Annotated in this window: 24 protein-coding genes; 12 read left to right on the forward strand and 12 right to left on the reverse strand. The window is 51.9% G+C overall.

Translation table 11 applies throughout. From position 1 onward, the window contains the following. Positions 1-63: 63 nt before the first annotated feature. From H924_RS04140 to H924_RS04155, 4 genes are all read right to left on the reverse strand, one after another. Positions 64-1,242, reverse strand: a complete 1,179-nt coding sequence (locus H924_RS04140) for an MFS transporter (RefSeq protein WP_015650700.1) — start codon at positions 1,240-1,242, stop codon at positions 64-66. A 22-nt stretch (positions 1,243-1,264) separates the two neighbouring features. Further along, positions 1,265-2,887 (reverse strand): glucose-6-phosphate isomerase, encoded by a 1,623-nt coding sequence (pgi, locus tag H924_RS04145; protein ID WP_015650701.1) that lies wholly within the window; start codon positions 2,885-2,887, stop codon positions 1,265-1,267. A 118-nt stretch (positions 2,888-3,005) separates the two neighbouring features. Then, positions 3,006-4,085: an HNH endonuclease signature motif containing protein gene (locus tag H924_RS04150; RefSeq protein WP_245533899.1), complete on the reverse strand. Its 1,080-nt coding sequence runs from the start codon at positions 4,083-4,085 to the stop codon at positions 3,006-3,008. Positions 4,086-4,310: 225 nt separating this feature from the next. Then, complete coding sequence (locus H924_RS04155) at positions 4,311-4,616, reverse strand: chorismate mutase (protein WP_015650703.1); 306 nt, start codon at positions 4,614-4,616, stop codon at positions 4,311-4,313. Positions 4,617-4,684: 68 nt separating this feature from the next. On the opposite strand from H924_RS04155, the gene pcrA reads away from it, so the two are divergent. Further along, entirely contained in the window at positions 4,685-6,934 is a 2,250-nt protein-coding gene (pcrA, locus tag H924_RS04160) for a DNA helicase PcrA (protein WP_015650704.1), read from the forward strand. 60 nt (positions 6,935-6,994) lie between these two features. On the opposite strand, the gene H924_RS04165 is transcribed toward pcrA, so the two are convergent. Then, complete coding sequence (locus H924_RS04165; protein ID WP_029703881.1) at positions 6,995-7,702, reverse strand: M23 family metallopeptidase; 708 nt, start codon at positions 7,700-7,702, stop codon at positions 6,995-6,997. A 252-nt stretch (positions 7,703-7,954) separates the two neighbouring features. On the opposite strand from H924_RS04165, the gene H924_RS04170 reads away from it, so the two are divergent. From H924_RS04170 to H924_RS04185, 4 genes are read left to right on the forward strand one after another with little or no spacing between them, the layout of a single operon-like run. Continuing rightward, positions 7,955-9,301 carry a cell division protein PerM gene (locus H924_RS04170; RefSeq protein ID WP_015650706.1) on the forward strand — a complete coding sequence of 449 codons (1,347 nt, stop codon included), beginning with the start codon at positions 7,955-7,957 and terminating at the stop codon, positions 9,299-9,301. A gap of 1 nt (position 9,302) precedes the next feature. Beyond that, complete coding sequence (gene purN, locus H924_RS04175) at positions 9,303-9,902, forward strand: phosphoribosylglycinamide formyltransferase (protein WP_015650707.1); 600 nt, start codon at positions 9,303-9,305, stop codon at positions 9,900-9,902. 6 nt (positions 9,903-9,908) lie between these two features. Then, entirely contained in the window at positions 9,909-11,471 is a 1,563-nt protein-coding gene (gene purH / locus H924_RS04180) for a bifunctional phosphoribosylaminoimidazolecarboxamide formyltransferase/IMP cyclohydrolase (RefSeq protein WP_015650708.1), read from the forward strand. 59 nt (positions 11,472-11,530) lie between these two features. Beyond that, positions 11,531-12,337: an HpcH/HpaI aldolase/citrate lyase family protein gene (locus H924_RS04185; protein WP_015650709.1), complete on the forward strand. Its 807-nt coding sequence runs from the start codon at positions 11,531-11,533 to the stop codon at positions 12,335-12,337. On the opposite strand, the gene H924_RS04190 is transcribed toward H924_RS04185, so the two are convergent. The 6 genes from H924_RS04190 to rpmB all read right to left on the reverse strand — a co-directional run bounded on the left by H924_RS04190 (position 12,315) and on the right by rpmB (position 15,033). After that, a complete protein-coding gene (locus H924_RS04190; protein ID WP_015650710.1) occupies positions 12,315-12,980 on the reverse strand; it encodes a TetR/AcrR family transcriptional regulator in 666 nt (221 codons plus the stop codon). The genes H924_RS04185 and H924_RS04190 overlap by 23 nt on opposite strands. A gap of 82 nt (positions 12,981-13,062) precedes the next feature. Continuing rightward, positions 13,063-13,923, reverse strand: a complete 861-nt coding sequence (locus H924_RS04195) for a hypothetical protein (RefSeq protein WP_015650711.1) — start codon at positions 13,921-13,923, stop codon at positions 13,063-13,065. A gap of 136 nt (positions 13,924-14,059) precedes the next feature. After that, positions 14,060-14,311: a 30S ribosomal protein S18 gene (gene rpsR / locus H924_RS04200; RefSeq protein ID WP_003858407.1), complete on the reverse strand. Its 252-nt coding sequence runs from the start codon at positions 14,309-14,311 to the stop codon at positions 14,060-14,062. A 12-nt stretch (positions 14,312-14,323) separates the two neighbouring features. Beyond that, positions 14,324-14,629, reverse strand: coding sequence for a 30S ribosomal protein S14 (gene rpsN, locus H924_RS04205; protein WP_015650712.1), 306 nt, complete (start codon positions 14,627-14,629; stop codon positions 14,324-14,326). A 3-nt stretch (positions 14,630-14,632) separates the two neighbouring features. Further along, positions 14,633-14,797: a 50S ribosomal protein L33 gene (rpmG, locus tag H924_RS04210; protein WP_006063179.1), complete on the reverse strand. Its 165-nt coding sequence runs from the start codon at positions 14,795-14,797 to the stop codon at positions 14,633-14,635. Beyond that, positions 14,797-15,033: a 50S ribosomal protein L28 gene (gene rpmB, locus H924_RS04215; protein ID WP_015650713.1), complete on the reverse strand. Its 237-nt coding sequence runs from the start codon at positions 15,031-15,033 to the stop codon at positions 14,797-14,799. Before rpmB ends, rpmG begins: the two co-directional genes overlap by 1 nt. A 365-nt stretch (positions 15,034-15,398) precedes the next feature. On the opposite strand from rpmB, the gene H924_RS04220 reads away from it, so the two are divergent. The 7 genes from H924_RS04220 (at position 15,399) to H924_RS14345 (ending at position 20,341) form a co-directional block, all read left to right on the forward strand. Continuing rightward, the gene (locus H924_RS04220) at positions 15,399-15,665 is read left to right on the forward strand and encodes a type B 50S ribosomal protein L31 (protein WP_015650714.1); all 267 of its coding nucleotides are present in this window, start codon (positions 15,399-15,401) and stop codon (positions 15,663-15,665) included. 11 nt (positions 15,666-15,676) lie between these two features. After that, the gene (rpmF, locus tag H924_RS04225; protein WP_015650715.1) at positions 15,677-15,850 is read left to right on the forward strand and encodes a 50S ribosomal protein L32; all 174 of its coding nucleotides are present in this window, start codon (positions 15,677-15,679) and stop codon (positions 15,848-15,850) included. Positions 15,851-16,055: 205 nt separating this feature from the next. Beyond that, complete coding sequence (locus H924_RS04230) at positions 16,056-16,751, forward strand: response regulator transcription factor (RefSeq protein ID WP_015650716.1); 696 nt, start codon at positions 16,056-16,058, stop codon at positions 16,749-16,751. Beyond that, positions 16,748-18,184, forward strand: coding sequence for a sensor histidine kinase (locus H924_RS04235; protein ID WP_015650717.1), 1,437 nt, complete (start codon positions 16,748-16,750; stop codon positions 18,182-18,184). Before H924_RS04230 ends, H924_RS04235 begins: the two co-directional genes overlap by 4 nt. Positions 18,185-18,268: 84 nt before the next feature. After that, positions 18,269-19,504, forward strand: a complete 1,236-nt coding sequence (locus H924_RS04240; protein ID WP_015650718.1) for a S1C family serine protease — start codon at positions 18,269-18,271, stop codon at positions 19,502-19,504. A gap of 54 nt (positions 19,505-19,558) precedes the next feature. Beyond that, entirely contained in the window at positions 19,559-20,146 is a 588-nt protein-coding gene (locus H924_RS04245; RefSeq protein ID WP_015650719.1) for a MogA/MoaB family molybdenum cofactor biosynthesis protein, read from the forward strand. Between the two features lie 18 nt (positions 20,147-20,164). Beyond that, entirely contained in the window at positions 20,165-20,341 is a 177-nt protein-coding gene (locus H924_RS14345; protein WP_169330522.1) for a hypothetical protein, read from the forward strand. A gap of 49 nt (positions 20,342-20,390) precedes the next feature. Here H924_RS14345 and mscL read toward each other — a convergent pair whose 3' ends face one another. Next, positions 20,391-20,804: a large conductance mechanosensitive channel protein MscL gene (gene mscL, locus H924_RS04250; RefSeq protein WP_015650721.1), complete on the reverse strand. Its 414-nt coding sequence runs from the start codon at positions 20,802-20,804 to the stop codon at positions 20,391-20,393. Positions 20,805-20,863 lie beyond the last annotated feature (59 nt).

The raw sequence follows: 20,863 nt of genomic DNA on the forward strand, positions 1-20,863 counted from the left end.
GACGGAGATTATAGAAGTTTCGTCGAAAGCTAACTTGGGTTTTTCGGCGCGCATGTAGCCATCCTATCTATTAATAAGATCTTCGACATGGACAGCGCGTGTGGCAAAGTACCCACCAATCAAAACGAAGATCGTTGCGAGGATGAAAAGTACCAACACTGAGGAAAAGGACCGGGTGGCGTCGAGAAGCAAACCGGTGAGCAGCGGACCGAGGCACGCAACTGAATACCCCAGCCCCTGAGCAAATGAGCTAAGCGCCGCAGCGCCGGCGGTGCTGCGGGCGCGGAAGTTGATGAGGGTAAGCGCCATGGGGAAAGCCAGAGGCCCGAGCCCGGAAAGCGTAACCCACAGCCACGGGGCAGCCATGGGTGCGAGGCACAGGCCTGCATTGCCGATGAGAAAGCAGATGCCGGCGGTGAATAAAAGTGGATAGGAATCTCTAAAGCGCGACACGAACCACGGTCCGAGAATGTTCAGGGGCAATCCTAAAATTGACCACCAGCCCAAAAGAATTGCGCCGAGCTGAGGATCGGAAACCATTTGGGGCAAAAACGACATCAGAATATAGGTCGAAAAGGATGTAAAGCCAAACATGAAACCCAGGCCGAGGCCCACGGAAGTTTTCCACACCGGAAGCATATTTACTTCAAGGTTTTGATTGCTGGAAGTTCCCGATCTTGAAGTAAGAAGCGGGATCCAGGCTACGGCGGCGGCTAAGCCTAAAAGTGCCCAGGACCCCAGGGAGACTCGCCAACCGCTAATGCCGAGATGCGCGGCCCATAAAGAAATGGGTACGGCGAGCATCGGGGCTGAGGCTTGCACTAATTGGGAGGACACCAAATATGTGGTGGACATACTGGCGATATGGTTCGGGAAATATTCCCGCACTGCCAGTGGCATCAGCGCGTTGGTTATGCCGATAGCAAAAAGTGCGAGGATCGAGCCAATTGTGAGTAAGTTGGCGCCACCAACCACTCGGATAAGCTGCCCCGCGGCGGTGAGCAGCATTGCAAAAAGTAAGAGCTGCGAGGTTGAGAGCTTCCGCTTCAAACGAGGAAGCACAAAAGCAGCTAATGCAAACATGGCGGTGGGAATCATTCCCAAGACCCCGATATGCGTAGCGCTGACTGCGAGGTCCGTCTGAATCTCCGGAACCAACGGTGCGAGGGCGGTAATTGCCGTGCGTAGGTTGAAGGAGGTGAGGACGATTGCAGTCAGCGCTAAAAGCCGCGGGGATTTCACCCAATCGATACTAAGGGATTACCTATCGATTGGAGCGGTACCACTTGATCAATGAATCAGTGGAGGAATCACCGGAGTTAACTTCTTCCTCGCCGGAAACAGCTGGAGCAAGGTCATTTGCCTGCTGTTTGCCGAGCTCGACGCCCCACTGGTCAAAGGAGTTGATATCCCAGATGACACCCTGAACCATCACGATGTGCTCGTAGAGAGCAATGAGTGCACCTAGTACTGCGGGGGTAAGTTCCTCAGCCAGGATGGTGGTGGTTGGTCGGTTACCAGGCATGACCTTGTGGTTTACCAAGTCAGCTGCGACACCTTCAGCAGCGATCTCTTCCGCAGTCTTACCAAAAGCAAGAACCTTGGTCTGTGCGAAGAAGTTGCTCATGAGCAGGTCATGCATGCTGCGATCACCGGCTGGCAAATCCTTCTTGGGACGGGCAAAGCCAATGAAGTCTGCCGGCACAAGGCGGGTGCCCTGGTGGATTAGCTGGAAGAACGCATGCTGGCCGTTGGTGCCTGGCTCGCCCCAGTAGATTTCGCCGGTGCCGGTGGAAACTGGAGTGCCATCACGGTGGACAGACTTGCCATTAGATTCCATGGTCAACTGTTGCAGATAAGCAGCAAAACGGCTGAGATCTTCAGAATATGGAAGTACTGCGTGAGTTTCTGCACCATAGAAGTCGGAGTACCAAACGCCAAGCAGACCCATTAGAACCGGAATGTTTTCGGAGAATTCAGCAGTGCGGAAGTGCTCATCCATGGCATGGAAGCCTCCGAGGAATCGCATGAAGTCGCGAGGTCCGATGACTGCCATCAAGGAAAGTCCAACTGCGGAGTCCACGGAGTAGCGTCCGCCTACCCAATCCCAGAAACCAAACATGTTGGCGGTGTCAATGCCAAATTCAGCAACCTTTTCCGCATTGGTAGACACTGCGACGAAGTGCTTGGAAACAGCATCTTCACCCAACTTTTCGACCAGCCAGGCACGCGCCGCACGGGCATTGGAAAGGGTTTCCTGAGTGGTGAAAGTCTTGGAAGCGATAATAAAAAGGGTGGATTCTGCATCCAGGTCTTCCAAGGTTGCGACCAAGTCGGCTGGGTCAACGTTGGAGACAAATTCAGCGGTAATGCCGGCGGTGGCGTAGGAACGAAGCGCCTTGGTTGCCATTGCAGGTCCGAGGTCAGAGCCTCCGATGCCGATATTGACGATCTTCTTGATGGTGTGTCCGGTGTGTCCGAGCCACTTGCCGGAGCGAAGCGCAGTAGCGAAGTCACGCATACGACCAAGGGTCTCGTGCACATCTGCGACGACGTCCTGGCCGTCTACCTCTAGGTTTGCTTCCACAGGAAGGCGCAAAGCAGTATGCAGCACGGCGCGATCCTCGGTGTTGTTGAGATGCACACCGGCAAACATGTCATCAATGCGCCCGCGTAGACCCGCCTCCTCGGTGAGTGCGAGTAGGCGAGTTAAAGTCTCTTCATTAGCCAAGTTTTTGGATAGATCAACGTGCAAGCCAGCCGCGGAAAAGGTGAACTTCTCTGCGCGTGTGTCATCGGAAAACAGCTCACGCAAGGTGGTTCCATCAAAAGTGGAATAATGCTCAGCAAGTTGCTTCCAGGCTGCGGTTGTTGAAATGTTTGGCATCAAAACTCCTCTAAAGTTGTAGGTATAACTTTAGGGTAGCCGGAGAGTGTGGCCTGCTGCAGCGAAACGGGGGCAGATGACTTTTTAAACACCGCTTTTCGACGAGAAACCTGTCGCTTTAGGTGGTCCAACGCTTGTTAAAAGCAGTGCGGTGTTGTGAAACCGTTTGAGCCCACCTCGCATTCTTCGGAGATAGCGGTCCGTTTGGTTCGGTAACTGACCAAGTTCCATCGCCCATCAGCCAGACAATGATTCCTGAATAAGGATCGATCAGATAATTTATCCGTCCATCAGTTTTCATATTGTGGTGATGCTGGCAGAGATCAGCAGAGTCATCCAAAGTGGTTTTTCCACTTTCTTCAAAAGGAACTCGATGGTCGATCTGAGCTTTGTGGGCTGGTACTGAGCATCCGGGGAAGCGGCATGTTCCATCGCGGCCGATGATGGCAGCTCGCAGCGCAGGTGGTGGGTCGTGCTTAGTTGTGGTGATTTTTGCTGCTTCGTCCATGTCGCGAGTTTTTGTTGCGCGCTTAGACCAGAACTTTCCAGCTTTGGCGTCAAGCCAACCGATACCACTTGCCCAAACTGGAGCATTCGCCAGATCAGAGGCTGTGTAGAGGTTGAGGATTACTTTGACGTTGATCTTATTACGCAGAATGTCACTAAATGCTTCTCCAAAGCTGAGTTCATTGGCTTTGGCGCGTTGCGAGACTGCTTCATTGATGATGTAGCCATCTACGGCATCAACTGTGGCGCCTATTTCAGCGCTGCCATCGGGATGGAAGTCCACTCCAAAACTGGCATCATCCTGAGTTCCACGGGAACCTGTGGCTCTTGCGTCGTCAAGCAAATCTCTTAAGTCTTTAATACGGCGGCTAATAGACGCGGCGCTGGGCAAGACCTGATTCGGTGAGGTCGCGGTGAGAAATTCGGTGAGCAGACGATCGGCTTCCGGGAGGTTTTCGGGGTTGATGCCAGCTAGGGCATTGCTAATTGCAATAAGTCGAGTGCAGTCCAAGTGGAAAAGATTATTTTGTAGCGTTTCGAGCTGGGGGAGATCTCTCAGAGTGGCAAAGGCAATAGATAAGCGGGAAATATAATCACGCGGAACACCAGTTGCGGTGGCCAAACTAGCGATTGCGGTGGAGTGGTCTTCCTCATCGTCTGGCAGGACGTCTTTCCAGAATCGATGATCCATTTCTCGAAGTTTGGTTTTTTGAACAGCGATCGGGTTGTTGGGGTTATTAACAGTGTAAAAATTTCCTATCATCATCCCTCCTCGCCCTCAATGTATCGTCTTCAAACGCAGAGGGGAATTATCGCAGTTCGCAACCTGTGGATAACTTCCCAGCAGGCATAAAAAAACCCTGACCATTTAAATAAGAGCAGGTCAGGGTGGTTAATAAATTTTTTAAATTGTGGATTAACCGAGCTTGCCGCGACCCAGGCGCAATAAGATACCAGCCAATGCTGGGCCTTCCTCGCCGATTTCTTCACGGAATTGATTAATAATCGCAACCTCGCGGGTGTGCACCAGGCGCGTGCCTCCAGAGCTCATGCGAGTTTTTCCAATTGTTTGAGAAATAGTAGTACGACGCTTAATTGCATCAATAATTTCGCGATCTAGACGGTTAATTTCCGCGCGATACTTCTGAATTTCTGCATCAGATAGTGGGTCATCTGTGCCAGAAGGCATCCTGATCTCGAAGTTTTCACCTGCGTTAGTCATGGGAACTATTCTGCCATGTTTAACTCGAAACTATGTGTGTCCACCCCACCTAGTAGGTTATTGGGGTAATGAATACTTCACCTTTTAATCCAAGCAAAAGCCCAGATCTTGTTGAAGGGCTCAATGAACAACAAAGGGCAGCCGTAGAACATATCGGCTCTCCTTTGCTTATCGTGGCAGGCGCCGGTTCAGGAAAAACTGCTGTGCTTACTCGTCGAATCGCATATTTAATGCGCTATAGGGGAGTGCAGCCACAGGAGATTTGGGCCATTACCTTTACCAATAAAGCCGCTGCTGAAATGCGTGAACGTGTAAGCCAATTGGTTGGCCCAGTAGCGCAGCGCATGTGGGTGGCTACTTTCCACTCGGTATGTGTACGCATTTTGCGTCAGCAGGCACAACTAGTGCCCGGCCTTAATACCAATTTCACGATTTATGATTCTGATGATTCCAGGCGTTTGCTCACCATGATCGCCAAAGATCTGGAATTAGATATCAAGAAGTTTTCCGCACGTACTTTGTTGGGCGCGATTTCCAATTTGAAAAATGAATTAATTACTCCGGCAGAAGCAATCGCAGATGCTGAGCGCACCCATAATCCTTATGAAACTGTGGTAGCCAGGGCTTTCTCCGAATATCAAAGCCGGCTGCGTCGCGCTAATGCAGTGGACTTTGACGATCTCATTGGGGAAACTGTGCGAATTTTCCGCGAACACCCCGCAGTTGTGCAATATTATCGGCGTCGATTCCGCCATGTTCTCATCGACGAATACCAGGACACCAACCACGCGCAATATGAGCTGATTGCAACCCTGGTGGGCAAGCCTGATGAGGACCCTGCGGAGCTTTGCGTGGTGGGCGACTCTGACCAGTCAATTTATGCCTTCCGCGGCGCCACCATCCGCAATATTGAGGAATTTGAGCGAGATTTCTCTAATGCTCGCACGATTTTATTGGAGCAAAACTATCGTTCCACCCAGACGATTTTGAGTGCGGCCAACGCGGTGATTTCCCAAAATGAAAACCGTCGTCCTAAGAAGTTGTGGACTTCCCTCGGGGACGGCGAGAAAATCATTGGCTACGTGGCGGACAACGAGCATGATGAAGCTCGATTTATCGCATCTGAGATTGATACCCTTGCAGACCGCGGCCTGAACTATTCAGAAATCGCGATTATGTACCGTACTAATAATTCTTCGCGTGCTCTGGAAGATGTTTTTATGCGCACCGGCATTCCTTATAAGGTGGTCGGCGGTACGAAGTTCTATGAGCGTAAAGAAATCCGCGATATCATCGCCTATCTGCGCGTCTTGGAAAACCCTGATGACACCGTCAATTTGCGCCGCATCATCAACACTCCAAAGCGTGGCATCGGCGATCGCGCTCAGGCTTTTATCGCCCTGCACGCTGAAAATAACCAGGTCAGCTTCGGACAGGCGCTTATCGACGCGGGCAACGGCAAGGTTGACCTGCTCGGCGCCCGGGGCAAGAACGCAGTTATTAAGTTTAATGAGCTTTTCGACGCGCTGCGCGGGGAATATTCCGTCACCCCTGATATTGGAAGTGTAATCAACCACATCTTGGATCTGACTGGTTATAAGGCAGAGCTGGAAGCCTCCAATGATCCTCAAGATGGTGCACGTCTGGATAACTTGAATGAGTTGGTCTCAGTAGCTCGCGAGTTTTCCGCTGATGCCGCAAACCGTTTGGCTTATGAGGAACCAGCAGAGGGGGAGCCAGAGCCAGGCAGCTTGCAGGCTTTTTTGGAAAGAGTGTCATTGGTAGCGGACGCCGATCAAATTCCAGATTCTGAAAATGGGGTTGTCACCTTGATGACCTTGCACACCGCCAAGGGGCTGGAATTTCCAGTGGTATTTCTAACCGGTTGGGAAGACGGACAATTCCCTCATTTGCGTTCTCTCGGTGATACCAAAGAGCTTGCTGAGGAACGTCGTTTGGCTTATGTCGGAATTACTCGCGCCCGCAAGCGTCTGTACCTGACACGTTCATTACTGCGTAGCTCTTGGGGCAATCCGGTAACAAATCCACCATCGAGGTTCTTGGAAGAGATTCCAGCTGAGCTCATTGAGTGGCGTCGGGAAGAAACCCGTAGTTCCGCCTGGGCTCCTCCAGTTAAGAGCCGCAATAGGCAACTGGAGCTAGCAGTGGGCGATCGTGTTAATCATGACAAGTATGGTCTTGGCACTGTTATTGCTGCAGACGGCGCAGGCTCTCGTGCCACAGTGACCATCGACTTTGGATCCAAAGGCAAGGTTCGATTGATGCTGCTTGGTGGAGTGCCAATGGAAAAACTCTAGAAATACGAAAAGGCGACCTAATGGTCGCCTTTTTTCGTGAGAATATTCTTAAGAATATTTTTAAAGGGTGATACCGCGCTCTGCCAGCCAAGGTGCTGGATCAATTGCTCCGCCGCCCTGAGGATAAACCTCGAAGTGAAGGTGGGAACCGGTGGAGAATCCACGGCTACCCATACCTGCGATGCGATCGCCGGCCTTGACGGTTTGGCCAACGGTGACCTCAACGGTTTCCATGTGTCCATAAACGGTGATGGTGCCATCAGCGTGCTGCAAGCGAACCCAGTTACCAAAACCAGAAGCAGGACCAGCGTCGATGACAGTGCCATCCATAGCTGCAAGGATTGGGGTTCCAATGGCATTGGCAATATCAATACCATTGTGGTTTGTGCCCCAACGAGCACCGAAACCGGAGGTGTAGCTTCCTTCTGCAGGCTTTACAACTGAAGGGCCACGAGCGTCCAAGTCAGCCTGGATGCGGTCTGCATTGTATTGGATGGTCTTGGTGATCTGCTCACCAAGGTTTACCACTGGTTTGAACTCAGCAATGGAGAGGATCTGCGGTGCAGAGCTTCCGACAGGTGCAACATCATTTGCAGCAAGTTGGTAATCAACTTCTACAGCAGGTTCAGAAGTCTGGGCAGTTACTGCTCCACCAGCTCCGGCGGTGGATACTGCACCGGTTGCAACCGCTACAAAAGCGACACGACCCCTGGTTACCTGTGAAGTGGTTTGCTTGCGGTGCTTGCCACCTCGGGTGTGCTCCTGCAATTTCGCCTGCTTCCAATCATTGCCACAAACTGCTTGAAATCGCCTTCGGAAAATCACGTTAGCGAGGTTCAATTGTGACCATCTTGTTATCTACCGGAAGTAACACTAGCCGGATTGCTTCGAGTGGGCAAGTGAAATGTTGAATTTCTATAACAAATCAGCCTTTTACTCTGAAATTTTTGAGACCTTTTCAGGAAAGTTAAGCCGTGCCATCGCCAAAATTGGGCCAATTGGTGGCACAGTTGTCAGGTGATGAGCAAGAATAATAGTCCGCAGACACGGCCCGGTTCAGTTCGGCGCCGCCGACCAAAGCCACAGGTCTCCACGCCGGCTCAGGCCTCAGATAAGAAGCAATCACGCCTTAAGCGCTTTTTACCCACGGTCTTAATTCCGCATGGCGTGGCAGTGCTGTTGGTGATTATTACCGCTGTTGTTGCCCTCATGTTCAGCGCAACTTCGATGGTGAACCTGCCAGCAACAATCGCGCAATTATGGCTGGCTCTTAATATGGGCGGAGTATCCGGCAGTGGACAAACGATCACAGTTTTCCCTATGCTGCCAGCACTTATCCTATTTTGGGCCATTGCTTGGCGAGTCCACCAAGCTGTTAAAGATCGCGTCAGCATCGCAGATCTCTTTGTGCTTTTGGCGCTTACCGTCGCCACTCCACTAGTCCTCAGTGTTATCGCGTGGGCGATGCTCTTGGATGCTTCCAGCGTCCTTAATGTCGGTGTTCCACCCGTACTCTGGCTGCTACGCATTTTGCTCTTACATATCTGCGCCATGTTCTTGGGCATGGGGCCTCGACTGTGGCGCGCGTTGGCGCGCCGGTACGGTGTTGCAGAGTGGCTTATCGACGCCGGGTCTCAGGCAAGACGATTTATTCTCGCCTACGCCGCCGTCGCAACAGTAATTGTGTTGATTATTACAGCAGTTAATCACCAAGCATTTGGCGAGACCCTGGCTGGTTACGATGGAGCATCCATCGTCGCCCTAATTCTCCTTAGTTTGCTTTATCTCCCCAATATGGTGGTTTATGCGATGGGAATGATTCTCGGAGCTCCATTAAGCTTTGGCGAAGCCTCCATCAGCCTATTTAGTGTCCACATGGTTCCCATGCCTCCACTTCCTATTTTGGCTGCGCTGCCGGCGACAGCTCCACAGTGGGGAGTTGTATTGCTTGTTATTCCTGCAGCAGTAGCAGCGTGGATCTTTGTTAAGAATCCCATGCGTTTAAGTGTGAATATCGCAACCGCGGTTTTTGCTGCCGTATTTATCATGTTGCTTGGTTTGTTCTCTGGCGGTGTACTGGGCGTTTATAACTACGTTGGTCTAAACCTGTTGATCGCTGGCGGATTGGCGCTGGTCTATCTCCTTATTGTTGGAACACTCATCTTTGGTATTGATAGATTGCGCACCCCAGTAATCGTGGCTCCAGTAGCGGAACCTGAAGTAGTGGAAGAACCCGAAGAAGAGGAAGAGTCTGAGGAAGAGTCTGAGGAAGAAATTGAAGAGGAATCGGTAGAACCTGAGCCTGAAGTAGAGGCCGATGAAGAAATCGATGCCTCCGATGATGGTTCTAAGCCGGATTCCCATTAACATGTTTCCTGTGAATTCCGACTCAACGACCACCATTGTCGTTTTAGCTTCGGGGACTGGAACACTCTTACAGTCCATCATCGAAGCACAAGGTTCCTACCGCATCGCAGGCGTAGTCTCTGATGTTGATTGCCCCGCACTTGAAAAGGCTAAACAAGCTGGAATAAAGACAAACGTCGTTAAGCTGGGTGCAGACCGAGCTGCGTGGAATGCGGAACTGGCAGATGCCGTCGCCGAGAGTACTCCGGATGTGGTGGTCTCGGCGGGATTCATGAAGATCCTAGGGGAGGGGTTCTTATCAAGGTTCCCTTCCATTATTAATACCCACCCCGCTCTTTTGCCTTCTTTCCCTGGCGCTCATGCGGTCAGGGATGCATTGGCTTATGGAGTTAAAATCACCGGCTCAACTGTGCACTTTGTTGATGCTGGCGTTGATACCGGCCCGATCATTGCGCAAAAAGCAGTGGAGGTGCTGAGCGGGGATGATGAATCCAGCCTGCATGAAAGAATCAAGCAGGTTGAGCGTAAACTTATTGTGGAAGTCCTGAATAACGTGGAATTTTCCCGTCAGGGTGGCGTACAACTCAACTGGAGAGGCTAATCCTTCATGAGCGATGATCTTAAGGCTATTAAACGCGCGTTAATTAGCGTATACGACAAGACAGGTCTGGAGGATCTGGCTAAGGCGCTGCACAGTGCCAATGTAGAAATTGTTTCCACCGGATCCACCGCAGCAAAAATTGCGGAACTTGGAATCCCTGTTACTCCGGTTGAAGAACTCACCGGATTCCCAGAGTGCCTCGAGGGCCGCGTTAAGACGCTACATCCCAAGGTTCACGCTGGAATTTTGGCAGACACCCGCAAGGATGATCACCTGCGTCAGCTCAAGGAGCTCGAGATTGCTCCTTTCCAGCTTGTAGTCGTCAACCTTTATCCTTTCGCCGAGACCGTGGCCTCTGGCGCCGATTTTGATGCCTGCGTTGAGCAGATCGATATCGGAGGGCCATCCATGGTTCGTGCAGCAGCTAAGAACCACCCATCTGTTGCCGTTGTGGTTTCTCCAAATCGTTATGAAGATGTCATCGAGGCTCTTAAGACCGGTGGCTTCTCCCGCGCTGAGCGCACCAAGTTGGCTGCAGAGGCATTCCGCCACACCGCAACCTACGATGTCACCGTCGCTACCTGGATGAGTGAGCAGCTCGCTGCTGACGATACCGAGACCGAATTCCCAGGTTGGATCGGCAGCACCCACACCTTGGCTCGTAACTTGCGTTATGGCGAGAACCCACACCAGGCTGCTGCGCTCTACGTTGGCAACACCAACGGTTTGGCACAGGCTCAGCAGTTCCATGGTAAGGAAATGAGCTACAACAACTACACCGATTCTGATGCTGCATGGCGTGCAGCTTGGGATCATGAGCGTCCTTGTGTAGCCATCATCAAGCATGCAAACCCTTGTGGCATTGCAGTCTCCGATGAGTCCATCGCAGCAGCTCACCGCGAGGCACATGCTTGTGACTCAGTATCTGCTTTCGGTGGCGTTATCGCTTCCAACCGTGAAGTTTCCGTAGAGATGGCGCACCAGGTTGCTGAGATCTTCACTGAGGTCATTATTGCTCCTTCCTATGAAGAGGGCGCTGTAGAGATCTTGAGCCAGAAGAAGAACATCCGTATCTTGCAGGCTGAGGCTCCAACCCGTGCTGGATTTGAAACCCGTGAGATCTCTGGCGGCGTTTTGGTCCAGGAGCGCGATTTGATTCACGCTGAGGGCGACGACTCCTCCAACTGGACTTTGGCAGCTGGCGAAGCAGTTTCTGCTGAGGTTTTGCAGGATCTGGAATTTGCTTGGACCGCAGTTCGCGCTGTGAAGTCCAATGCCATTTTGTTGGCTAAGAATGGCGCCACTGTTGGTGTCGGCATGGGTCAGGTTAACCGAGTTGATTCGGCACGCTTGGCAGTTGATCGAGCAGGTGCAGAGCGCGCTGCTGGTTCTGTTGCAGCATCTGATGCCTTCTTCCCATTCGCTGATGGTTTTGAGGTCTTGGCAGAAGCCGGCGTTAAGGCTGTTGTGCAGCCTGGCGGATCCATTCGTGATAACGAGGTCATCGAGGCAGCCAACAAGGCTGGCGTGACCATGTATCTCACCGGTTCCCGTCACTTCGCTCACTAAGAGCTAAAAAATAAAATGGGCAGACTTCGGTCTGCCCATTTTCGCGTAAAAATGTAGGTATGACTCAAATTTCTGGAGCTGTGCTTTTTGCTCCCGCAGGACGTGCCGAAATTATCCCCAAAGCTTCGCGTGCGGATGCAGTTATTTTGGACTTGGAGGATGGTGCGGGTGATGTTGATAGGGAAGTTGCCTACCAAAACATCATTAATTGTGGATTAGATCCAGCTCGCATCATCGTCCGAGTTGTCGGACCTCAAAGCCCGCACTTTGCAGCAGATATCAACATGGTGAAAACCAGCCAATTCCAGCTGGTGATGATTCCTAAGCTGCAAGCAGAATTGCCAGACATTGCGGGCTTGGACATTATTGCGATGATCGAAACCCCACTAGCGGTGGCCAATATCGCCAAGATCGCCAGTGATCCGCGGGTAGTTGGACTCTTCTGGGGTGCAGAGGACCTCACCACGCTAATGGGAGGCACTCATTCACGCTTCCAAGCAGATGAACCAAATGAAGGCTACCGAGACACCATGCGGCTTAGCCGCGCACTAATGCATATTCATGCAGCGGCAAATGGAAAATTCTCGATTGATGCTATCCATGCAGATTTTCACGATGATGAGGGGCTGTATACAGAGGCGTTGGATGCTGCGCGCTCGGGGTTTGCCGCAACGGCGTGTATTCACCCGCGGCAGGTGGACATAGTAAGACGCGCCTATCGTCCGGAGCCCCAGCAGTTGGAATGGGCTCGCCGGGTAGTTGAAAAAGCAGCACAACATCCCGGGGCTTTCCAGCTCGATGGCCAGATGATAGACGCGCCTTTGGTCGCTCAGGCGGAAAGAATTATTTCGCGTCAGCCTGTTTGATGAGGTTTAGGGTTTTTTCAACCCTATCCTCTGGCAATTTAGCGCCCAGCACGGCGAGGGAGGCGTCGGCAAGCATAATTGCGGTGTCCGGTATGGAATCTCCCAGGGGGCTGGGCACGGTGCCGTCGTTGCGGCGCATTTCAATCGCGGACATGGTGATGTGGAATGGGAGTTCCACGCGAGGATCGTCGCCGATGATTTCGGCGGCGAGGTCGCGGAAAACTGCGGTGAGTGCATCACGCTGGGCGTGGTACTCGGCGAATTCCTCAGAAGCTGCGATTGGCAGCTGGTAGAGGCGTCCGACGTTCCACTTAGTTGAGAGCAAAAGACGGACCTCAGCGGCAACGATTGCCCAAAGGCGAAGCTCGGGGCCAGCATCGAGGGAATTAAGATCTTCCGCCAGCACAGTGGAAGGCTCCACCGTGGACTTTAGCAAGGTGAGGAAGATTTCCGTCTTGGAAGGGAAGTGATAGTAAAGCGATGCTTGACGAATTCCCACTGCATCAGCAATTTGATGGGTGGAAGTTGTTGCAAAGCCCTGGCGGGTGAAGAGCTCAGCGGAGGCATCCAAAATCTCCTCGCGAGGGTTCTTTCCCGAACGTCGCGGAGCCGATCTCCGGGGGCGTCCCACTGCTCCTGCCATGGCTTACTTTCACTTCCTTTAGAAAATTATGTTGAACAACCTATTGGTCTAGAAGAGTTTAGCCACTTATATGTAGAAGTTGCTATTTGCCCCCCTCAAACTCCCTTGCCTCGATTGATCGAATGACCTCGGAGAGCAATCGAGCAGAGGCACCAAAAGTTGCACGCTGCAGAGCTGGAAGCTCCCAAGCAGTGGTTTCTTTATCGTGAATATGATCCATCCACCGCTTTGACTGCAAGCTTAGTGCAGATTTCCAGACCTGTGTTAGCGCATCTGTTTCATCCAGCGTCAGCACACCACGGGCGTCAATGAGGCGCTGTGCTGTTGTTGGTGCCAGCGAGCCAGCTCGGTGTGCAGCCCAACGCGCAACCTTTACGGTCGGAATCATAAGATTCTCACGGACATTCACAACCATGTCCAAAGAAGGAAGACCTTCATAGGTTTCTACCGCTGGTGGGCGCGCATCAAGTGCGTCACGCAGCAGCGCTTTATCATCAACCTGCGCAATGGAGGCTACCCAAGTGCCGGCATCCAAGAAAGCTGCAGGTTCCTCGCCAGCACGGGCGCGAGCCTCCCACTCCTCACGGGTTGCCGCCCCAATTGGCTCAGCGACAAATCCGATCTCCGTCAAAAGTGCAGAGATCATGTCATTGGGGTTGTCTTCTTGCTTTTCGACGACCGCCAGCCACCGCACGGGTGAGGTAGGCAGCGCGTCTCCACGTCCCACGGGGCCGGTGAGAACCACGGTGGCGTCAAGGCCAGGGGAGTGGAAGGCATCAGTAATAACTTGGGATAACCAGCCCGCCAACTCCGCTGGATCTTCCCCATGGTGGAGAGCATTACTGAGGAGGTCTAAGGATTCTGTCAGCACGCCCCGAACGGTGGCAAGATCGGTGCATTCGGGGGCGCTCTCTGCGAGATCGATCAATGAGGGGTGGAGCACTGTGGGATCCTTCTATGAGCCAAATTGCTTGTCGTTATAAAGGTACACCGTGCCATGGACATAGAAAGAACCGCCCATTCCTAATTGCATAGGAACAGGCGGTTCTTTGGAAGTCGCTGTTACGTTATTCCCAGTCTTAGCGGCTGGTGAACGGCAGGAGAGCCATCTCGCGTGCGTTCTTCACGGCGGTTGCAACCTCGCGCTGCTGCTGCGGGGTCAGGCCGGTGACACGACGTGAGCGGATCTTGTGGCGGTCGGAGATGAACTGACGAAGGGTGTTGATGTCCTTGTAGTCAACCTTCTCGATGCCCGCTGCCTTCAGCGGGTTCTTCTTTGGGCGGCGGGTCTGCTCAAGGCGGACACGCTTAGCGTTATTACGCTGCTTCATTGGTAAACTCCCTTACCAGCTGGACTTACGAACGCCGGGAAGCTCACCACGGTGAGCCATCTCGCGCATACGGACACGGGAAACACCGAACTTGCGGAGGTAGCCGCGTGGGCGACCATCGTGTGCGTCGCGGTTACGAACGCGAACCTGTGCAGCGTCACGTGGCTGACGGTTCAGTTCGAACTGTGCGTCTAGACGATCCTCATCAGAGGTGTTCGTGTTACGGATAATGGCCTTGAGCTCAGCGCGACGCTCCGCGTAGCGGGCGACGATTTCCTTGCGCTGCTCGTTCTTGGCGATCTTTGACTTCTTAGCCATTGATTATCGCTCCTCGCGGAATTCGACGTGCTTACGGACTACCGGATCGTACTTCTTTAGGGTGATACGATCTGGGTTGTTGCGCTTGTTCTTACGGGTGACATAGGTGTAACCAGTGCCAGCAGTAGACTTCAGCTTAATGATGGGGCGGATATCATTACGTGCCACTAGATTTTCTCCCCACGTGCGCGAATCTGAGCGATAACGGCTTCGATGCCGTCGCGGTCAATGACCTTCAGACCCTTGGTGGAAACGGTCAGAGTGATGGTACGGCCCTCGGAGGGGACGTAGAACTTACGACGCTGCACGTTGGGGTTCCAACGGCGGGAAGTGCGTCGGTGCGAGTGTGAGACAGACTTGCCGAAACTCGGCTTGCGTCCCGTTACCTGGCAATGTGCCGACATAACTTACTTTCTCCTAGCCGCCCACATTCAGTTAGAAGACGCGCCGCACCGGAGACACCGGGGCGCGAGCATGCCAGCTGACGGGGCGATAACGAATATTTACGACAACAGCAAGGGACAAGTCTACATACCATGTGCCGAAACACCTAATCGCCTCTGCAGGGGCAATTAACTTGGGGAAGTACTCAGTATTAAATAAGGCCCAGATATATAGTGGATTTTTAGTTCTCTCGCAACAGGTGTAAGGTATTGGAGGTTCATTGCCAAATTCTCGGCAGTGCATACTTACCGAACCCAACTCGGGCACGATCCGCAAAAATGCTGGAACCGACCTGAAGTTTCTATCCTGAGGGAATCGAGAGTAAATGAAGAAGGATATCCACCCTGACTACCATGCGGTAGTCTTCCAGGACGCAGGTACTGGCTTCCAGTTCCTGACTAAGTCCACCGCTACCAGCGACCGCACCGTGTCCTGGGAGGACGGAAATGAGTACCCACTGATCGTCGTTGACGTAACCAGTGAGTCCCACCCGTTCTGGACCGGCGCTCAGCGTGTCATGGACACCGCTGGTCGTGTTGAGAAGTTCGAGCGTCGCTTCGGCGGCATGGCTCGCCGCAAGAAGAAGGCATAGGAGGGAAACCAATGGCAGTTCCAAAGCGCAAGATGTCACGTGCGAACACTCGCATGCGCCGTTCCCAGTGGAAGGCTGACAACGTTGCCCTTCAAGAGGTAAAGGTCGACGGCCAGACCGTTCGCATCCCACGCCGTCTTGTCAAGGCAGCTCAGCTCGGTCTTGTAGACGTAGAGCAGTTCTAAAAATAACCAAATACTTAAGGCTCTTTAAGTAGAGTATAAGGATTTGAATAGAAGCCGGTTATGCCCCCAAAATATGGGGGTTGTAACCGGCTTCTTTGTTATGCAATGGTGTTAGCATATGCGAAACTAGTTATACAGGCGTCAAAATGCTTGCGTTGCGCGCTTTTAATGTGGTGTCGCGTGGCCTATTGCGAGAAGAGTAATAATGAAGATTTTGGTTGTTGATGATGAGCAAGCTGTACGCGAATCATTGCGTAGGTCGCTTACATTCAACGGATACAACGTGATTCTCGCTGAGGACGGCATTCAAGCCCTTGAAGTAATTGATAGGGAACAGCCTGGTTTGGTGATTCTGGATGTAATGATGCCGCATTTGGATGGTTTGGAAGTATGTCGGCAACTGAGAAGCGAAGGCGATGATCGCCCCATCTTGGTGCTGACAGCTCGAGACAATGTCTCCGACCGCGTAGGTGGCCTAGATGCCGGCGCGGATGATTACCTGGCTAAGCCTTTCGCTCTGGAAGAATTGCTTGCACGTGTGCGTTCTCTTGTACGTCGTTCTGCAGCAGAATCTAACCAGTCATTGGTTGATCGCACTGAACTATCCTTTGGCGATCTTAGGCTTAATCCAGAAACTCGCGATGTCACCCGTAACGGGAGAATTATCAGCCTTACCCGCACTGAGTTCTCCCTGCTGGAATTATTGATGCAAAATCCTCGCCGGGTGCTTTCACGTTCGGCCATCTTGGAAGAGGTGTGGGGTTATGATTTCCCGACCTCCGGAAATGCGCTGGAAGTTTATATCGGCTACCTACGCCGTAAGACTGAACAAGAGGGCGAAAGCCGTTTGATCTACACCGTGCGTGGGGTGGGATACGTCTTGCGGGAGACCGCTCCGTGACATTACGTCGCATTGAGTCGGACTCTGAGCAGCACATCACTGAAAAAAGTGAACCAGGAGGTTGGAGCCATTCAACCTCCTTAAGGTGGCGCCTTTCCCTTTTAAGTGCCACCCTTGTTGCCATTGCGGTGGGAATTATTACCGTGGCGGCATATTGGACAGTGTCCTCATTTTTAACAGCCTCAGTTGATAGGGATCTCGAGCAAAAGGCAGACGCTTTATTAAGCCGTGCCGCCGAACCTGATTTTTATGCTCACGTTGATCATGAACTTGAGGGCTTAAAAGTCTTCAATACTGGATTACGGGTTGCTTTCGCTCCGCCACATTGGGATTTTGTCGTCGGCGATAGCATCGCGCTGCCAGGTAGCATCGTTTTGGAGAATGCCGATTCTGGTACTCAGATGATGAATACCTCGACAGAGCGCATCCTGGTGAAAAAGGATGAATCAGGTGCGGCTGTCATTCTTGCTAAAGATGTCACCGAAACCCATCGGCTAATTTCAACGCTTGGAATATTGTTGCTCACCATTGGTGGCGTCGGAGTGCTCGTCTCTATTTTATTAGGATTCTTTATTGCCAACGCAGGGCTACGGCCATTGGTACGCCTCCAAAATGCGGTGGATGAGATTGCGCGGACGGATGATCTCCGAGGAATTCCAGTAGTTGGCAATGATGAGCTTGCGCGTTTGACCGTCAGTTTTAATGCAATGCTTAAAGCATTGCGGGAATCGCGACAACGTCAATCTCAATTCGTTGCTGATGCTGGACACGAGCTTAAAACTCCACTGACGTCGATGCGTACCAATATTGAGCTATTGATGATGTCCACTCGTCCAGATATGCCAGCTATTTCAGAGCAGGATCGCAAAGATTTGGAACGCGATGTGCTGGCACAGATGACGGAGATGTCAACGCTTATCGGAGATCTGGTGGATTTGGCTCGCGAGGAAAGCCGGGAAGTATCTGAGCAGATCCAGCTGGAGCATGTACTTGATACTGCGTTGGGTCGAGTTGCCAGCCGTCGCCTCGGTGTCCAGATCAAAATTGTTGAGTCAATTCCCTGGACCATTAACGGCGATGAGTTTTCTTTAACTCGTGCGCTAGTAAATGTTTTGGATAATGCCATCAAGTGGTCTCCCGAAAAGGGCATCGTTCGTGTGGCATTGCGGCCTTTGAGTGATGGTTTTGTCCGCATCACTGTTGAGGATTCCGGCCCGGGTATTTCTCCTGAAGACCGTGAACTAGTTTTTGAACGTTTTTATCGGGCCGTGAGCTCACGCTCCATGCCAGGATCCGGACTGGGTTTGTCAATTGTCTATCAGGTTGTCCAGCGACACTTCGGAAATTTGGAAGTCTCTGATTCTGATGACGGAGGCACCAAGATTATTATCGACCTGCCAGGAAGACCTGGTGGCAGCGACTTTGAAACTTAAGACGATCAAACCACTAATGAGCTCACAGGAAGTGTTCAGAACGCTGGTAGTGGCTCTCCAGCCAGGAAGTTCATAATCATGAGCATGACAAATTCATTCCCCGGAGAGAACGACAACTCCTCCGAAACCAATTCTTTTGAACCTGTGCGTAGCTCTTACCCACAATGGGGAACTACTGAAGCTGGACAGCAACAAACGTGGACCAGCTGGGATAGTCAACCAGAAGCGGCACCTGAAGAACCAAAAAAGAAGAAGACTGTCGGTCTCGGTTCTGCATTGGCGCTTATGCTCGTTGGCTCAGTAGTTACCGGCAGTGTAGTTGGAATTGCAACCACTCAATTCGGTTCTAACTCTGCAGCACCGGTTAACTCCCTTGATCAACCATCTGTGCAACGCACCACCAATGCAGAACAAGGCTCTGCTGAGCAGGTCGCTGCGGCAGTATTGCCATCGGTTGTATCAATTCAAGCCATTACTCGTACCTCAACCTCCGAGGGCTCAGGCTCCATTATTTCTTCCGATGGTTATGTTATGACCAATAACCATGTGGTAGCTGGCATTGAGCAAAGCGGAGTTCTACAGGTCACCATGTCAGATGGCAGCACTAAGGAAGCAGAGTTTGTTGCTGGCGATGCCTCAACTGATATCGCGGTGATCAAGATTAAGGATGCTTCTAATCTGCCTGTAATGAGCTTTGGTGACTCCGATGCGCTTGGAGTTGGACAATCAGTCATGGCAGTTGGTTCACCATTGGGCCTGAGTTCTACGGTAACCACTGGTATTGTTTCTGCACTGAATCGTCCAGTCCGTGCTTCTGGTGAAGGTGAAGAGTCTTCCCTTATCGATGCCATCCAGACCGACGCTGCGATTAACCCAGGCAACTCAGGCGGTCCTTTGGTTGATATGCAGGGCAACCTCATTGGTATGAACTCGGTTATTGCCTCGCTGTCCACCTCTAGCGATACCTCAGGTTCTATTGGTCTTGGCTTTGCAATCCCATCTAACTTTGCCAAGCGTGTGGCTGATCAGCTTATTGAGACCGGAACCGCCACCCAGCCTATGCTTGGGGTTCAGGTAAGTGCTGATGAGTCTGTAAGCGGCGCACTAATCGCAACTGTGCAAGATGGTGGCCCGGGTGCTGCCGCTGGTTTGCAGCCTGGCGACGTAGTAACCAAGCTAAATGATCGTGTGATTGACAGTGCTGATGCATTAATCGCAGCTGTTCGCTCCCAAGATTTTGGTGAAACTGTTACCCTCACACTTACTGAGCCGAACACCTCGCAGACTCGTGAGGTAGAGGTTACTCTCACCAGTGAGTAGGTTAGTTAAGGAACGTCTAGAGCGTTGAAGATAATCGAGCGTTAGCGAGGAACAATGAGCCAGGACCCGCTGGGAATCATCACTGATGTGGTGGAAACACGTAGCCCACTTCCCGATGTTGAACCAGATCCGGAGTATTTAAAGGCCACCGAGCAGGAGTTCGTACAGTCCTCTCAACGTCGCGCGCTAGTGGTATTGGTGCGGGATCATGCTCCAGAAGGTGATGAAACAGGACGATTGGTTTCTGAGCTGCTTGTTGAATCTGGATTTAACGTCGATGCAGTAGTACAGGTTCGTTCCAAGAAGTCTGAGATTCGTCAGGCTATTGAAACTGCCGTGGTTGGTGGCGCAGATCTAGTCTTGACCATCGGCGGTGTCGGAGTTGGTCCGCGAGATAAAACTCCAGAAGCTACCAAATCTATTTTGGATCAGTCTTTGCCTGGTATTGCACAGTCTCTGCGGTCTTCTGGAATGGCCTGCGGTGCGGTAGATGCTTGTGTCTCTCGCGGTATTTCCGGCATCTCTGGATCAACTGTCGTGGTGAACCTGGCACCTTCACGTTCTGCAATTCGTGATGGAATGGCTACTTTGACGCCATTGGTTCATTTTGTGGTTGATCAGTTGCGTACTTCTATTGTTTAGGCGGTGAGAGTTGTGGGAATGCAACGTCGTCGAGCTTTTCGTCCTTCACCGGTGGAGTATGACCGCACCGCTGATAAACCAGCGGTGGAGTCGACCAATGAGGAAGAACGCGAAGTTAATCTTGACCCTGAACAAGTAGAGCAGGTTAGTGGGGATGAGTTCTGGAAAGAACAATTGCCTCCGCACTATAGTTAGCATGCAAAAAGCGCCGTGAATTTCTTCACGGCGCTTTTTATGTCTCTAATTACTGAAGACGCTTCTGCTCCTGGAGCAGGTCGCGGATTTCGGTAAGTAGGGAAGCCTCGATGGAAGCTGGTGCTTCTTCGTCTTCCTCTTCAACGCCCTTGCGCTTAGCAAGTGCTTCGTTGAGCTTGTTCATTGGAGCAATCAGGATGAAGTAAACGATTGCTGCGATGATCAGGAAGTTGATGATAGCGGTGATAACGGCACCGAAGTCAACAAAGGTAGCAGCGTTGCCGGAGCGGATCTGGAAGCCCAAACCGCCAACCTCGGTGCTGCCAACGGATGCAATCAAAGGATTGATGATGTTGGTGGAGAAAGCGGTAACGATTGCGGTAAAGGCAGAACCGATAACCACAGCGACGGCAAGTTCAATGACATTTCCGCGGAGAATGAAGTCTCTAAAACCTTTAAGCATGATGGATACTCCTGTTTTTGTTGAGTACTTAAGTGACAAATGAACTGTATCGAAGATAT

It is taken from the genome of Corynebacterium callunae DSM 20147 (assembly GCF_000344785.1).
Lineage (GTDB): Bacteria > Actinomycetota > Actinomycetes > Mycobacteriales > Mycobacteriaceae > Corynebacterium > Corynebacterium callunae.